Here is a 14,535-nt window from a genome sequence, read left to right as displayed (position 1 = left end):
GATGTGCAGTAACTGCGACTACACCATCCACGGGCGCCACTTCCATTACGGCTGGAACCGGGACAACCCGCCGGCAGAACGGGTGGCGCCCAGCTCGACGGTGTTCTTCGAATGCCACGACTCGTCTGGTGGCCAGCTGACCGCCGGTTCGACCTTGGCAGACGTCTCGTCGCTCGATTTCGGCAAGATCAATCCCGTCACCGGGCCGATTTTCGTCGAGGGCGCCAAGCCTGGGGACGCGCTGAAGGTCACGATTGAGGAGTTCAAACCGTCCGGCTTCGGCTGGACGGCGAACATCCCTGGCTTCGGGCTGCTCGCCGACCAGTTCAAGGAACCGGCGCTGCAGCTGTGGACCTACGACCCGGCGACCATGCAGCCCGCGGCCTTCGGCAGCCACGGCAAGGTGCCGCTGAAACCCTTCGCCGGCACGATCGGCTGCGCGCCGGCCGAGCCGGGGCAGCATTCGATCGTGCCGCCGCGGCGCGTCGGCGGCAATCTCGACATCCGCGACCTGTCGGCGGGGACAGTGCTGTACCTGCCGGTCGAGGTGGCGGGCGGCCTGTTCTCGGTTGGCGATACCCATGCCGCGCAGGGCGATGGCGAGGTCTGCGGAACGGCGATCGAAAGCCCAATGAACGTCGTGCTGAAGCTCGACCTGGTAAAGGATGCGCGACTGAAGACGCCGCGCTTCACGACGCCCGGTCCGGTGACGCGCCATCTCGACGCCAAGGGTTACGAGGTGACGACGGGCATCGGCGCCGACCTGATGGAGGGAGCGCGGGCAGCGGTGGCCGACATGATCGAACTCCTGGCCGCGCGTTACAACATCGCGCCTGTCGACGCCTACATGCTGGTCTCGACCTGCGGCGACCTGCGCATCTCGGAAATCGTCGATATGCCCAACTGGGTGGTGTCGTTCTATTTCCCGCGCTGCGTCTTCGAATGAGCTCAACGGCAGCGGCCGGTTGGCCGGACATCGAGAATGCCGGCGGTCCGGTCGGCCGGGCCGCCGCGGAGACGATCCTGTCGGTGCGCGGCCTGACCGTCGAAGCAGGTTCGGCCAGGGGCCGGCGCGCCGTGGTGTCGGACCTCTCCTTCGATCTCAGGCGCGGCGAGACGCTTTGCCTCGCCGGCGAATCCGGGTCCGGCAAGTCGATGACGGCGCTGGCGCTGATGGGATTGCTGCCGAAGCCGGGCGCGCGGCTTGCGGGCGGCTCCATACGGCTCGGCGACATGGAGATTGCTGGGCTGGGCGAGCGCCCGATGCGGGAAATCCGCGGCGACCGCATCGCCATGATCTTCCAGGAGCCGATGACCTCGCTCAACCCGGTGCTGACCATCGGTCGGCAATTGACCGAGGCGATCCGGGCGCACCGGCCGGTGGGGGCAGGGGAAGCGGACCGCATGGCGATCGAGGCGCTGGACGCCGTGCGCATCCCCGATGCCCGCGCCCGCATGGGCCAGCATCCGCACGAGCTGTCGGGCGGACAGCGGCAGCGCGTGATGATTGCCATGGCGCTGGCGCTGAAGCCCGACGTGCTGCTCGCCGACGAGCCGACCACCGCGCTCGATGTGACGGTGCAGGCGCAGGTGCTCGGGCTGCTCAAGGACCTGCAGCGCGACCTGGGCACCGCCGTGATGCTGATCACGCACGACATGGGCGTGGTGGCCGAGATGGCGGACCGGGTGATCGTGATGCGCAGCGGACTGAAAGTGGAAGAGGGCGAGACGGCGCCGCTGTTTGCCGCGCCGCAGAGCGACTATGCCCGCGCGCTGCTCGCCGCGGTGCCGAGGATCGGCAGCGGCCCGGGCCGGGCCGCGTCCCGCGACATGGCCGCGTCCAGGCCGGCTGCGCTGGAGGTCGAAAACCTCGTCGTGCGCTTTCCCGTACGCGGCGGCTTCTTCGGCCGCGTCAAGGCCAACGTCCACGCCGTCGAGGGCGCGTCGTTCCAGATCAGGCCGGGCGAGACACTGTCGCTGGTCGGCGAATCCGGCTGCGGCAAATCGACCACGGCCAAGGCGCTGGCGGGACTGTTGCCCTATCGCGGCGACATCGTCGTCGGCGGCCGGAACATCGGCGGGCTGGACAGAGCCGGTGCGAAGGCCGTGCGGCGCGCCGTGCAGATGGTCTTCCAGGACCCATACGCCTCGCTCGACCCACGCATGGCGGTCGGCGACCTCGTGCGCGAGCCACTCGACATCCATGATGTTGGCACCCCGGCGGAGAGGCGGGACGCGGTGGCGCAACTGTTCGACCGGGTTGGGCTGCCGGCGGATGCGATCGCGCGCTATCCTCACGAGTTCTCGGGCGGCCAGCGGCAGCGCATTTCCATCGCCCGCGCGCTGGCGCTACGGCCGAGCGTCATCGTTGCAGACGAAAGCGTCTCGGCCCTCGACGTCTCCATCCAGGCGAAGGTGTTGGAACTGCTGCGCGAACTGCAGGCGGAGTTCGGCATCGCCTATCTCTTCATCAGCCATGACATGGCGGTGGTGGAGAACATCTCCGACCGAGTGGCGGTGATGTATGCCGGCCGCATTGTCGAGACGGCGACACGCGACCAGCTGTTCTCCAACCCGCGCCATCCCTATACGCAGCGGCTGATCGATGCCGTGCCGGTGCCGGACCCGACCCGCCGCAGGATGCTGCCGCGCATCGAGGGCGACCTGCCGTCGAATACCCATCCGGTGGGATATGCGCCGGCGGCCGCGCCCTTGCGCGAGGTCGAACCCGGCCACTGGGTCGAGCCGACCACAGAGGCTAAACGTCCGGCAGAGTGAAGACTGCGCAGGGCTCGGCTATGCCGCGCAACACGTGCTCGCCCAAAGGGATTAAAGCCGTTGTCGTCTCCGCGGCGACCGCGCCCGAGACGAGCACGCTGCGGCTAAGAGGCTTGCACAGCCCTTCGAGCCGGCTGACCAGGTTGACGGCGGGGCCGATAGCGGTGAAGTCCAGCCGGTCGGCGGTGCCGATATTACCCCACAGCATATCGCCGACATGCAGAGCCATGCCGAAGGGGAGAGGAGCCAGGCCTTGCCGGCCGCCTACCTGGTCGAGGTGGATCATGCCGGCCCGGGCAGCGCCGACGGCGCTGAGCGCGGCATCGCAGGCGGCAGAACGTGACCGCTCGCCGATCGGAAAGATCGCCAGCACGCCATCGCCGATGAATTTCAGCACTTCGCCGCCGAACGCGTGAACGGCGCCTGCGACGCGGTCGAACCAGGCGTCGAGCGAGGCGACCACCGCCTGTGGCGGCATCGCCTCCGACAGCTCGGTGAAACCGCGCAGATCGCCATAAAGCAGGACCGCGTGGATGATCTCGCCGGTCTCGCGCCGCGATCGCCCTGCCAGCACCTGAGCCGCACTGCGCCGGCCGAGATAGGCCTCGAGCAGCGCCGAAAGCGTCGATTGCGCAGCAAGGACGGCGAGCGGGGCGGCAGCGAAACGTGCGGCCTGATGCAACAGCTCGGATTCGGTCTCGGTGCGGGGCCGCGACAGAGCCCAGCCGAGCACCGGGCTGTTTGACGGTGGGCCCTCAGAGGTCAGACCGTCTCGTGCCGGGCCGGCGACATGCTCCAGCACCAACCCCGTGCCGAGGCCGACGAGCCAGTCGTGGCCGACATTGCCCTGCTTAGGCTGGGCCTGGCCCAGGAACCCGAAGCCGAGCGCCTCGATCACTGCTCCGGTTTCCGCTCGCCACAACCAGGTGCGGCGGGCGATGATCGGGTGCGGCGCGGAAAGCGTCAGCGCACCGCCGGCCAGCGGCAAACCATCGGCGATCAACTGCGCGCCGAGCGCCGCCAGGAAGTGGTCGGGGCGAGGCACGGTGCTCGCCACGTCGAGCAGCCAGGCGAGGGCAGAGGGTAGCCGCATGCAAACGATCATGAGACTGCGGCCAGCACCTGTCATCCCCGCATCGCTACAAAAAAACGGATTTCTTGCCCTGGAGCCGATTTCACTTGGGAAATGGAGGGCGCCTCTCCTATCTTTCGCCCGGATAGACATAGCTTTGCCTTGGAGGCTTTAATGAATGAACCGCTGATACTTCGGCGCGAGGTCCAGATCGCGGCACCGCCCTCGACCGTTTTCGCATTCCTCACGGATCCGGAGAAGATTATGCGCTGGCTCGGCACGGATGCGACCATGGAGCCTCATCCCGGCGGCCTCTACCTCGTCAATGTCGGCGGCCAGCACACGGCGCGCGGGCGGTTCACCGAGGTCATTCCGGTCCATCGCCTCGCCTATACCTTCGGCTGGGACGCTCGCGAAACGGTTCCGCCCGGATCGGGCCTGATCGAGATCGACCTGATCGAAGAGGGGGACGGGACGCTGTTGCGCATGACCCATAGCGGTCTCCCCGATGAGGAGGAACGCGCCAGCCACGAGAAGGGGTGGGGCCACTACCTCGCGAGGCTGGCCATTGCCGCCATCGGCGGCGATCCGGGACCGGACCCGCAGACGAGTTCGTGACGGCGACGCTGGAGTGCCGCCGCAGGGCGACGGTCGAGCCGTCGATGCAGCGCAGAAGAAGGGCAATCGCCTGGTTTGCGGCTTCAATCTCTGCGGCGCGTTCCGGCGGAAGAAAAAAAGCCCGCTGCGGGAGGAGGTGCAGCGGGCTCTCTATTTGGGCGAACTCGGGAGGAGGTGAGTTCGCTGTGCGCCGGCATCGCATCTGGGAGGAGTAGATGACCGACGAATCGAATCTAGGATTTGCTTACGAATTCGGCAATAGGACAGCTTGCCTGATCTATGTGCGGATTGTCGCAGCCACCCCAGCGTATGCCCCTACTTGCGGTCAAAGGTCCTATTCTCGCTGAAAATGACTTTGCCCTTGCGCTTAATGATTATCCGCGCCATGTGAGCGGTCGCGCTGTTGCCACCGCTCCGGCTGACGATTGTGAGACTGTCGCCTACCAGGGTGGGCTTTGATCCCAGGGCTTTGCGAATGCCGGGATTTCGGGAATGAATTTTCCACCTTATTACGGGCCGAAGCTGGCCGTAGCGCCGATGATGGATTGGACGGACGTCGCGAAAAGCAACGTATATTCAACAACTTAATGGGTATCACCTCCTCGAAGTTGTACTGCCGTCGTACTCGTCAGCAGCGCTTGGGCACAAAATGGGTCGCGTTTCAGAGTTGCGCGACTAGATGCGGGATCTTGGAAACGGCCGCATTCGATCGGTGATCAAGGTCTATCGGATTAAGCGTGGCTACCTAGTCCAAGTCAGAAGCAATCGATCGGCGTTCGAATAGCCCAACCTGCCTTCACCGGCGCGGCCCCACGGCATCCGTCAGGAGGCGCTGATACGCGATCGGTTCACGCGCCAGCGATGCGATTGCAGCGTAAGCATCCGGTCTGGACCGCGGCAGACGCGCGATCCGTGCTAGACTGGGCGGATGGAGATCGACACGGACAAGATCGATGATGCGGTCTTGGCGCTGCTTTGGCTGACGCTGCACAATGAACGATGCGCCTGGAAGAGCTTCGATTGGAATGTGACGGATCGTCTGCATCGGAAGGGGCTGATTGCAGACCCTGTGAACAAGGCTAAGTCCTTGGTCTTGACGGACGAAGGTCTTCAGCGTTCGGAGGAACTGTTCCGCGCGCTGTTCACGCGGCCGAGGCCATAAGCATCTGGCGGGGCTGCCAATGCCACGGAAGCAGTTCATGAAGCCGGTTCTGCGGCGTATCGGCGATGCGGGCGAGGACGTCGGCCAGCCAGGCCTGCGGATCGACGTCGTTGAGTTTCGCCGTCACGATCAGCGTCGCCATGGCCGCCGCCCGGGCAGCGCCGCGTTCGGAGCCGGCGAACAGCCAGGATTTGCGGCCCAGGGCAAAACCGCGCAGCGCCCGTTCGGCGGCATTGTTCGTAAGACAAATCCGGCCGTCCTCGATGAAGCGGGCAAAGCGGTCCCACCGCCGGAGCATATAGTCGATCGGCTTGGCGACAGAGGCCGAGCGCGACAGGCGGGAGCGCTCGTCCCGCAGCCATTCTTCGAGCTTCATTAACAGTGGGACACTTCTTTCCTTGCGTGCCGCCAGCCGCTGTTGAGCATGCAGGCCGTTGATGTCGCGCTCGATGTCGAACAGCGCGTCGATGCGCTTCACCGCCTCCAACGCCACCGGAGAGATCGCCGGCGCCTTCTTTCCGCGCCCCGTATTGGCGGCAATGTCGGCGAGCTCGAAGAACTGGCGTCGCGCATGGGCCCAGCACAGCGCCGGTGTGATTGGTCCCTGAGCCCGCGACGGATCGTAAAGCGTGTTGTACCCGCTATAGGCGTCGGCCTGCAGGATGCCGGTGAAGTCTTGCAGATGGCGCTCGGGGTGATCCTGTCGTCGATCACGCGAAGCGTAGTAGAGCGCGGCCGGCGGCGAGGTTCCGCCAAACGGCCGGTCGTCACGGACATAAGTCCAGATGTGGCCGGTGGCCGTCTTGCCCTTGGCCAGGATGGGCACGGTGGTGTCGTCGCCATGCAGCCGCTCGGCGGCAAGCACATGGGTCTCGATCAGCGCATGCAGCGGCTGCAGCACCAACGTGCAGGCGCCGACCTGGTCGGCCAGCGTCGACACGCTCAGATCGATGCCTTCGCGGGCGTATCGTTCGCTCTGCCGGTTCAGCGGCTGATGCTGACCGAACTTCTCGAACAGGATCATCGCCAAAAGGTTCGGGCCGGCGAAGCCCCGCGGGGTTACGTGGAAGGGCGCCGGTGGCTGCGCGATCTTCTCGCATTCCCGGCACGAGAACTTTTCGCGCACCGTCTGGATCACCTTCCACTGGCGCGGGATCACTTCCAGCGTCTCCGTCACGTCCTCGCCCAGCTTCGACAGTTTCGCCGATCCGCAGCAGGGACAGCTTTCGGGCGCGGCGATGACGACGCGCTCGCGCGGCAGGTGCTCTGGGAACGGCTTGCGCGACGGCCGCTTGCGCTCGAACGATTTGACCGACTGCGTCTGCGCCGCCGCTTTCTCGGCGGCCAGCTCGTCCTCGGTGGCTGACGCCTCCAAATCCTCCAGCTGCAGCTCCATCTGCGCCAGGAGCCGCTCCTTGCGCTCCGAGCGGCTGCCGTAGAGTTCGCGCCGCAGCTTCTCGATCTCCAGCTTGAGGTATGCGATCAACGCTTCTGTCGAGGAGCTCACCGCTTGAGCACGCGCCGCAACGGCCTCCGCCTCCATGCGCGCGGCCCGCTCGGCGAGGATCATCGCATGGGCGCTAGCAAGGTCGGACGGAAGCGAATCAGGGGCGGATTTCACAGGCCCGAGCGAATCACATCCTCCCCCGATCGCAAAGACAAAACCGCTACCCCATCGACGTCGGGCGCCAGGTTTCCTGCGGATTTCGCCAGTCGATCCCGGAGAGCAGATAAGCGAGTTGGGCAGTCGAGATCGTCACCACGCCGTCGGCCGGCGATGGCCACAAAAAGCGTCCCCGCTCCAGTCGTTTGGTGAACAGGCACGCCCCCTGGCCGTCGTGCCAGATGACCTTCAAAAGATCACCCCTGCGGCCGCGGAAGCAGAATAAATGGCCACCCAGCGGGTCACGCTTCAGCACCTCCTGGACCTGCAGAGCCAGCGACGGAAAGCCCTTCCTCATGTCGGTGTGACCAGTGGCCAGCCACACCCGAACGCCAGTCGGGACCGGAATCATCCTTGGCGCGCCAGAACCCGCAGAACACGGGCAAGAGCGTTGTCATCGACCTGATTGTCGACCCGCACGAGATAGCCATCAGAGAACTCGATCTCGATCCGCCCCGCGCCCGGCGCAGGAGCACTGGTCATCCTTGGCGGCGAAGATTCTGTCGCTGCCACGGCGTCGTCGACGACTTCAACCGGCAGAAAGGCGCCGGCCGCACGAACGCGTCTCACCCCAAAGGCGCGACGCCAGCGATAAATCAGCGACCGATCGAGATCATGGCGGCGCGCCACCTCGGTCACCGTGACCCCGGGCTCCAGCGTTTCTGAGACAAGCTGCTCCTTCAGCGCCGTCGACCAGCTCCGACGCCGACCTGTCCCACTCACAATCTCCATCCGATGAATGGACACGTGGCTATCCTCGCTGCTTGCATCGTGGTCATGAAATCAACCACGACAACAGCGCTTCACCTCCTCACAAACAAGGCGGTCCTCACCGGGTGCTAACTTTGCAGCCTGGTCACCGCAATTGCCATCATCCTCGGGCGGTGTCGTCAACCATAAGGACCGCACAAGGGCGACCCGGCACTGTTCTTCGATCTCGAAAGGCCGGCCGTTCGATCCGAACCATCCATGGAACCGATGGCATCACATCTGGTCGTTGTAAGGTTCTTTCATTTGGCCAACCATCCGAGCCAATTTCGAAAACGACGGTATATCCGCCTCGGGCTGACACTGATTGGCCAGTTCCAGCAGTCTGATCGGGAAGTTGACAGCATCTCGACTTGACGGTGACATACCGTCCGACCGTTCTTCGCCAATCTCGCTGGCTTCAGCTCTCCGCAAGGCTATGTCTACCTCCTCAGCCGAGAGCACTCCTTTGCGAACAAGGATATGATTGATCGATGCGATGGCCATAAGTAGGCCTTCGAGTTGCAGATTGGCGACGTTCATTGCTCTTCCTCCCGTTCGGTAAGCTCCAAACGCGCGAACGTCTGAACTGATCCGGACGGGAGGGTCGACTGCTCCTGGTTCCCGTGAGATCGGCCCTACTCAGGCGTTCTTGATCTGGTCGACGGCGGTCGCCAGCAGTTCGTCCATGACGCCGCGAATCTCACGATCGGACTGGGCGACGCCGGCCGCGTCGAAATCGGCGCGCACCTTGCGGAACACATCGTCGTCCCCTGCTTCCTCGAAGTCCGCGCTCACCACCTCTTTCGCATAGGCATCGGCTTCTGTGCCAGTTTTGCCGAGCTTTTCGGCGGCCCACAGGCCGAGCAACTTGTTGCGCCGTACCATGGCTTTGAACTTCGATTCCTCGTCCATCGCATACTTTTTTTCGGAGCCTTGCTGACGGTCTCTCATGCTGCTCATGGCCTGATCTCCGGTTCAGGTGTTTCCGACCTTCATCCGACATCCATCAGATGACCGGTTAGTCGCGGCCGAGAATGATGCAACTGGATGTCATTAACAAGGCTGGCCTCGTTTCCATCTGCTAGCATTTGTTGCTACTCGCATTTCGACGCCGGCTCGCGCCAAGAAGGGAAAGGCCGCGTCACGCCAATCAGTATTTGCAGTATTTGCCTTCGTCCCTCAGCCGGTCACGCTGCTCGTTTGCAGTAACCTGGGCCTCACGTGATCTGAATGGCCCAAGCGGGCGCGCCATTGATTTGATTTGGCCAAGCGCTGTATAGACGTCGGCAATCAGTTTGGACAGTTCGCCCACGGGCACTGAGTTGTTGCTCACGTAGGCGGACACGACGTCTGCCCATCTCAATAGCGGGCAACTCGTTCTCTATTTGAACGCAAAGGACGCGTCCGCCGCAACCAGGATCGCCGACCTCATCGTCAACGAAGTCGTCTGGGAAGGGAAGTCGAAGGAATTCGCGGACAAACGAGACCTTCGCGACCATCGGCAAGACCATCACGAATTAGGTCTCCGGCTTTCGACAAGGCCCGCGACGGTTCGCCCTGGCGAGCTTTTCTCTGCCCGACAACTGTAAAGCAGAGAAATTCAGCTTGCCTCTCCTGGAAAAAGGGAATGACATCCTCATACGCGGGGCCTCGATGTCACGAAGGAGGGGCGCGCCACCATGAATACGCGAAACTGGATAATCATAGTCGTTGTTGTTCTGGCTTTAATCGCCATCTACTCCCTCTTTTTCCAGCCCGGCGCTGAGGCGCCCACGGAAATCACAGCGCCGCCTGCAACTACCGACCCAGCCCCGGCTCAATGATGAGCTGGGCGCGCCGACACTGGAAACGGTGGCGGGCCCTTTTCATGGTGAGATCCGATGCCTTAATAGCCGCCACCGCTGCTGCCAATACCCATGCCATTTCCGTTCGCCGTGGAGAGGTTGACGGTACAGAAGGAGCCTCACTGCGTGGCCCAGTCGTGCAGGCAGTGAAAAAAACGCGCATATCGATGACCTCCCTTTGGCGGGCGTTCTCTATCGACAACGTCTCCGATCCAACCGTTATTCCGTGAAGGTTGCTCGCAGAGTGCCCGCCACGGTTCGTCCTGGCGGGCTTTCTTATATTTCGTGGGTTGCTTGGTGGCTGCATACCTTGCACCGGTATTGATGTCCTCGGTGCTACTGTCCCTTGGCTCCAATGGCGATTGTTCGGATCGTTTAATCCAGCATACGGGGCATTGGTACGTGTCATCGATGATTGGCCGGTAGGATCAAATCGAGAGCTAGCGCTCGACGCTTCATCTATCTCCGTTTGCAACTTCGCTCTATGTTCATCGAGCAAGGCGATTGCCCGTTCCAACTCGGTCGCCCGCTGGTGGTCAGCAGAACCGATGTCGTGTGCTTCATATTTGAGCGTCATCGAAGGCCGCCAGATAGCGTAGGCGGCCAGCGCAAAGGCAACGAGCGACGCTATACCCACAATTGGCTTCCCCCATCCGTCAGGGCAACAAGCGCCCCTGCGCCGAGTACCGCGATACGCATCAAACCTTCGACCAGGCTCTGTATGCCTGGCCTGCTACGAACGTCGACCGTGAGTGTGATTATAGCTGCCGCTCCACCGCTAAGCACCGTAACTGCTGCGATCGAAATGAGAGCAAGCTGTGATTCCATGTGGGCCTCCTATTGACTAGGAGGATTTTCCCATATGCCTAGAGGACGTGGATAAAGTCGCACTGAGAATCGGGGAAAAGCCGCGGATTTCTGGGATTTGCGGCGTAGGCCTATCCTCGTTTTCGGGCGTTAGCCCCTAGCGTTAGGCACTCAAGCCTCACGAAACTTGGGAGCGGCAGTTCTCACGGTGCCTGGCGGGCATTCTATCCTGATCTGTACTGCGTCAGGACGAGAGCTGGCTGGTATCTGCCCGGCGAGGCGGCAACCCCGCCGGGCAGCCATCATCAATAATTGCCGTTGTAGTAGCGATCGTCACAAGGGGCTTCATAGACGCGGCCATCCTGAGGCTCGATTCAATTTCACAGCAATGGCTGGACCGTTAGCGGACCTCTTTCAAGCAGGCGAGTCTTGGGAACGACGCGTCAAACGACTTGAATTGGACCCGTTAGCGGACTTGCGGCTTAGAGGCTCGGGATGTCAGAAGCGGATCTTCAGGCGGACTGCGTATCGACGTGAACTGACCCAATCCTGACCTTCCGGGCCCCATTTTCCTTCCAGAAACCGGACATTGGGCCCAACCAGCGCTCGTGACCCGTTGACGACCTGCCTAAGGTCACATTGCAAGGTCTGCAACGGAGGATGAAAGGCGCCATTCGGTTGTGTCCGCTTGTGCTTCTTGAGGGGAACTAGCTCGTCCGCAATGAAAGGCCGTTGATAGCCGCGCCGAGGAAGATTGGTCCACGATCAGTCAAGTGGCCCTTGCCTCATCGGCCGTAAGTGCGTGCTCTCGCGTACCGGAGACGATGATCTCCAGGACCTCATGCTCGTCAGTGTCCCTGACGTAGCGGTCGCCGACGTTTTCGCCGCGCTTGAGTACCATGACGCGGTCGCCCACGGCGAAGATGTCGACCAGGCGGTGCGAGATTATAATCTGGGCGACGCCCTGTTTCTTCAACTCCAGCATGGTTTCGAGCAGGCGTTCGGTCGCCATCACCGAGAGATTGGCTGTCGGCTCGTCGAGGATCACCACGCGCGGCTCGAACGAGATCGCGCGGGCGATCGCCACGGATTGCTGGCGCCCGCCCGATAGACTCTCGACCTTCTGGTAAACGGAGTTGACGTCGACCTTGAGCCGCTTCAGTACTGTGTCGGCTTGCGCGTACATCTTCTTCCGGTCGACGAAGAGGCCCCTGAGCGGCCAGCGGCCAAGAAAGATGTTCTGGCCGACATCCATGTTCCCGCAGAGTGCGAAATCCTGGTAGATCATCTCGATGCCGGCATCGCGGCTCTCATGCGGGCTCTTGAAGTAAACCGGCTGGCCGGCAACGAAAATTTCCCCAGCGTCGCGCTGATAGGCGCCGGTCAGGATCTTCATGAGCGTCGACTTGCCGGCAGAATTGTCGCCGACGAGGCCAAGAATCTCGCCGGGATAAAGCACGAGATCGACATTGCGGAGCGCCTGCACCGCGCCGAAGGCTTTTTCGATGCCTCGCATCTGCACAATTGGCTCGGATGGTGTCCCGTCAGGCATGCGTGGTTTCCGGTGTTTGTGCGCCTCTTGCCAGGCGCGTTCGTAGGCGTCCGAAAATATTGGCCTGGCGCACCCAGATGTCGGTCAGCACCGCGACGATGAGGATGCCGCCAATGAAGACATTGATCCAGTGCTGCGGCATGCTGAAGCCCTGAACATTTAGCTGCAGGAGCGCCCGGACCAGCGTGATCACCGCTGCGCCCGCGAGCGCGCCGATGATGGTGCCGTGGCCGCCGAAAATCGACCCGCCGCCGATGATCACGGAGGCGATGGCGTCGAGCTCGCGGAACTGGCCGGCGACCGGATTGAAGCTGCGGAAATAGGCGACATTGATGATGCCGGCCATGGTCGCGCAGAGCGCGGCCAGCATGAGCGCGACCAAGCGCACCCGGTCGGTGTTGATGCCGGCGTATGCGGCGGCGCGGACATTGCCGCCCGTCGCGTACACCTTCTGCCCGAACGGCGTATAGGCGAGTACGATGCCGGCGAGGAGCGCGACGAGCAGCATCCAGATGGTCTGGACACTGACCACCTGGGCGACCGTGCGCAGCAGTCCGTCAGGTAGCGCGATGTGATAGTGCAGCAGAATGTCGTTTACCTTGCGGCCCAGCAGATTGTAGCCCTCGGGCCAGCCGGTAAGCTGCTGGCCGGCGACGAACCAGGCGGCCAGGCCGCGGGCGATGTAGAACATGCCGAGCGTGACGATGAAGGCCGGCAGCTTGAACCCGACTGTGACAACGGCGTTGACGAGGCCGGCGGCCATTCCCGCGAGCAGGCCCATCGTGACCGCGGTGAGGGGGTCCGCGCCGAGGACTTTCAAGAAATAAGCCGCAGTGCTGCCGGCGAGCGCGAGCACCGCCCCGACGGAAAGATCGATATCGCCGGCGGCAATGACATAGGTGAGCCCGATCGTGATCAGCGCCAATTCGGTGTAGTTGAGCAGGATCGCGAAGCTGTTGGACAGGTTCCACCAGTAATCGGGCCTGAGAGCGAAGCCTGTCAGCCACAGCACCACCGTCAGGATGATGGCGAGCGCGTCGCGCCGGGCCAGAAACTTGCCGAGCCCGACCGCCGACAGCGCCATGTCGGTCGCCATTGCCCCCTTGGTCTGGACGCCCTCGATCGCGACCCCGCCGATCTCGTAGGCGGGGGGCGGCGGCCTGCCGCGGAGCCATGCCCAAAGACGCGCCGCGACCTGACGGCGGATGAGATAGGGCTCGATAAGCACGGCGATCACGAGGAGCAGCCCGAGAAAGACCGGCACCGCGCCGACCGGCAGGGAGTACACCGCGTTGACGGTTACTTCCTCCTCGCCGATCTTGATGATGCGCGTGATTGGCCAGCCCTCGCGCAACACCTTGTCGAGCAGCACCACCAAGAGGGCGCCAAGGCATGAGCCGGCGACCCGGCCGCGGCCGCCGAGAATCGAGGCGCCGCCGATGATCACGGCGGCAATGACTGTCAGCTCGCCGCTGACGCCGTAGAGCGGCGTCACGCCCTTGTCCTGGGTCGCCGATAGTAGGCCGGCGAAGGCCGCGCAGAGCGAAGAGATCAGGTAGGCCCTGATGCGCACCCAGTTTGTCGGTATGCCGGCATAGACGGCCGCCTGTTCGTTGCCCCCGGTGGCGAAGGTCTCGTAGCCCCAGCGCGTCTTGGCGAGCACATAGGCGCCGATCACGGCGACAATGGCGAAAATCACGATCTGGTTGTTGAAGCCCAAGACATTGGTCTCGCCGAGGTGGAAGAACAGCGGATAATCTCTCGCCTTGGCGGGGTAGTAGATGGCCTGGCCGTGGGTGAGCGCCAGCACGAAGCCGCGGCCGATGAAGAGCATCGTCAGCGTGGCGATGAACGCAGGCACCTTCAGGATGGTGACGAGCACGCCGTTGACGAGACCGATCAACACGCCGAGAAGGGCGCAGAGGATCACCGACGTGACGACGTCGAGATCGAGAAAGTTCGGCGCGAACAGCCTGGCGAAGACGACGGCGACCAGGCCGTAAGTGGAACCGACCGAAAGATCGAGATCCTTGTTGACGATGACGAAAGTCACTCCGACCGCGATGATGGCGACCCGCGAGGTGTCGCGGAGCAGCGAGTGAAACGCCCCCGTCGACCCGAAGAATGCGGGATTGACGAAAGCGCCGCCGAGATAGAGCAGCAAAAGCAAGGCGAGGAGCCCCGCCTCCCAGCCGCCGACAATCTGGGACGGCGCTCGGCCGAGCGATGTGGTCGCGGTAAGCGCCATGGGTCTCTTCTGGTCGGTTTCCTGCTGTCGCGCTGCGGGGG

Annotated in this window: 12 protein-coding genes and 1 pseudogene; 4 read left to right on the top strand and 9 right to left on the bottom strand. The window is 63.2% G+C overall.

Features of this window, described 5'->3' with window-relative positions:
- Position 1 precedes the first annotated feature (1 nt).
- Both ACG873_RS13510 and ACG873_RS13505 read left to right on the top strand, forming a co-directional pair.
- Entirely contained in the window at positions 2-946 is a 945-nt protein-coding gene (locus tag ACG873_RS13510) for an acetamidase/formamidase family protein (RefSeq protein WP_394892339.1), read from the top strand.
- On the top strand, positions 943-2,778 hold the full coding sequence (locus ACG873_RS13505; protein ID WP_394892337.1) for a dipeptide ABC transporter ATP-binding protein: 1,836 nt from the start codon (positions 943-945) through the stop codon (positions 2,776-2,778). Before ACG873_RS13510 ends, ACG873_RS13505 begins: the two co-directional genes overlap by 4 nt.
- On the opposite strand, the gene ACG873_RS13500 is transcribed toward ACG873_RS13505, so the two are convergent.
- Positions 2,759-3,871 (bottom strand): adenylate/guanylate cyclase domain-containing protein, encoded by a 1,113-nt coding sequence (locus tag ACG873_RS13500; RefSeq protein WP_394892335.1) that lies wholly within the window; start codon positions 3,869-3,871, stop codon positions 2,759-2,761. The two genes, ACG873_RS13505 and ACG873_RS13500, sit on opposite strands and share 20 nt — an antisense overlap.
- A gap of 153 nt (positions 3,872-4,024) precedes the next feature.
- On the opposite strand from ACG873_RS13500, the gene ACG873_RS13495 reads away from it, so the two are divergent.
- A complete protein-coding gene (locus tag ACG873_RS13495) occupies positions 4,025-4,468 on the top strand; it encodes an SRPBCC family protein (protein ID WP_394892334.1) in 444 nt (147 codons plus the stop codon).
- A gap of 928 nt (positions 4,469-5,396) precedes the next feature.
- On the top strand, positions 5,397-5,630 hold the full coding sequence (locus tag ACG873_RS13490) for a DUF6429 family protein (RefSeq protein WP_292592689.1): 234 nt from the start codon (positions 5,397-5,399) through the stop codon (positions 5,628-5,630).
- On the opposite strand, the gene tnpC is transcribed toward ACG873_RS13490, so the two are convergent.
- The 8 genes and pseudogenes from tnpC to ACG873_RS13450 form a co-directional block, all read right to left on the bottom strand.
- Positions 5,611-7,200 carry an IS66 family transposase gene (gene tnpC / locus ACG873_RS13485; RefSeq protein ID WP_394888994.1) on the bottom strand — a complete coding sequence of 530 codons (1,590 nt, stop codon included), beginning with the start codon at positions 7,198-7,200 and terminating at the stop codon, positions 5,611-5,613. The two genes, ACG873_RS13490 and tnpC, sit on opposite strands and share 20 nt — an antisense overlap.
- Positions 7,201-7,297: 97 nt before the next feature.
- Positions 7,298-7,645 carry an IS66 family insertion sequence element accessory protein TnpB gene (gene tnpB, locus ACG873_RS13480; protein ID WP_394892243.1) on the bottom strand — a complete coding sequence of 116 codons (348 nt, stop codon included), beginning with the start codon at positions 7,643-7,645 and terminating at the stop codon, positions 7,298-7,300.
- Positions 7,642-8,025: an IS66-like element accessory protein TnpA gene (gene tnpA, locus ACG873_RS13475; RefSeq protein WP_394893487.1), complete on the bottom strand. Its 384-nt coding sequence runs from the start codon at positions 8,023-8,025 to the stop codon at positions 7,642-7,644. The genes tnpB and tnpA overlap by 4 nt, the downstream gene beginning before the upstream one ends.
- Positions 8,026-8,277: 252 nt before the next feature.
- Entirely contained in the window at positions 8,278-8,583 is a 306-nt protein-coding gene (locus tag ACG873_RS13470; RefSeq protein ID WP_394892333.1) for a hypothetical protein, read from the bottom strand.
- 99 nt (positions 8,584-8,682) lie between these two features.
- Positions 8,683-9,003 (bottom strand): DUF1476 domain-containing protein, encoded by a 321-nt coding sequence (locus ACG873_RS13465; RefSeq protein ID WP_394892331.1) that lies wholly within the window; start codon positions 9,001-9,003, stop codon positions 8,683-8,685.
- Between the two features lie 286 nt (positions 9,004-9,289).
- A pseudogene (locus ACG873_RS13460) lies at positions 9,290-9,406 on the bottom strand (MucR family transcriptional regulator); the annotation flags it as partial.
- Between the two features lie 2,057 nt (positions 9,407-11,463).
- On the bottom strand, positions 11,464-12,246 hold the full coding sequence (locus ACG873_RS13455) for an ATP-binding cassette domain-containing protein (RefSeq protein ID WP_394892329.1): 783 nt from the start codon (positions 12,244-12,246) through the stop codon (positions 11,464-11,466).
- Positions 12,239-14,494 carry an ABC transporter permease gene (locus tag ACG873_RS13450; protein WP_394892327.1) on the bottom strand — a complete coding sequence of 752 codons (2,256 nt, stop codon included), beginning with the start codon at positions 14,492-14,494 and terminating at the stop codon, positions 12,239-12,241. The genes ACG873_RS13455 and ACG873_RS13450 overlap by 8 nt, the downstream gene beginning before the upstream one ends.
- Positions 14,495-14,535 lie beyond the last annotated feature (41 nt).

Source organism: Allomesorhizobium aridi (assembly GCF_043769475.1).
Lineage (GTDB): Bacteria > Pseudomonadota > Alphaproteobacteria > Rhizobiales > Rhizobiaceae > Allomesorhizobium.
Note: the sequence above shows the minus strand (reverse complement) of the source record. Positions and strands in the feature narration are given on the sequence as shown.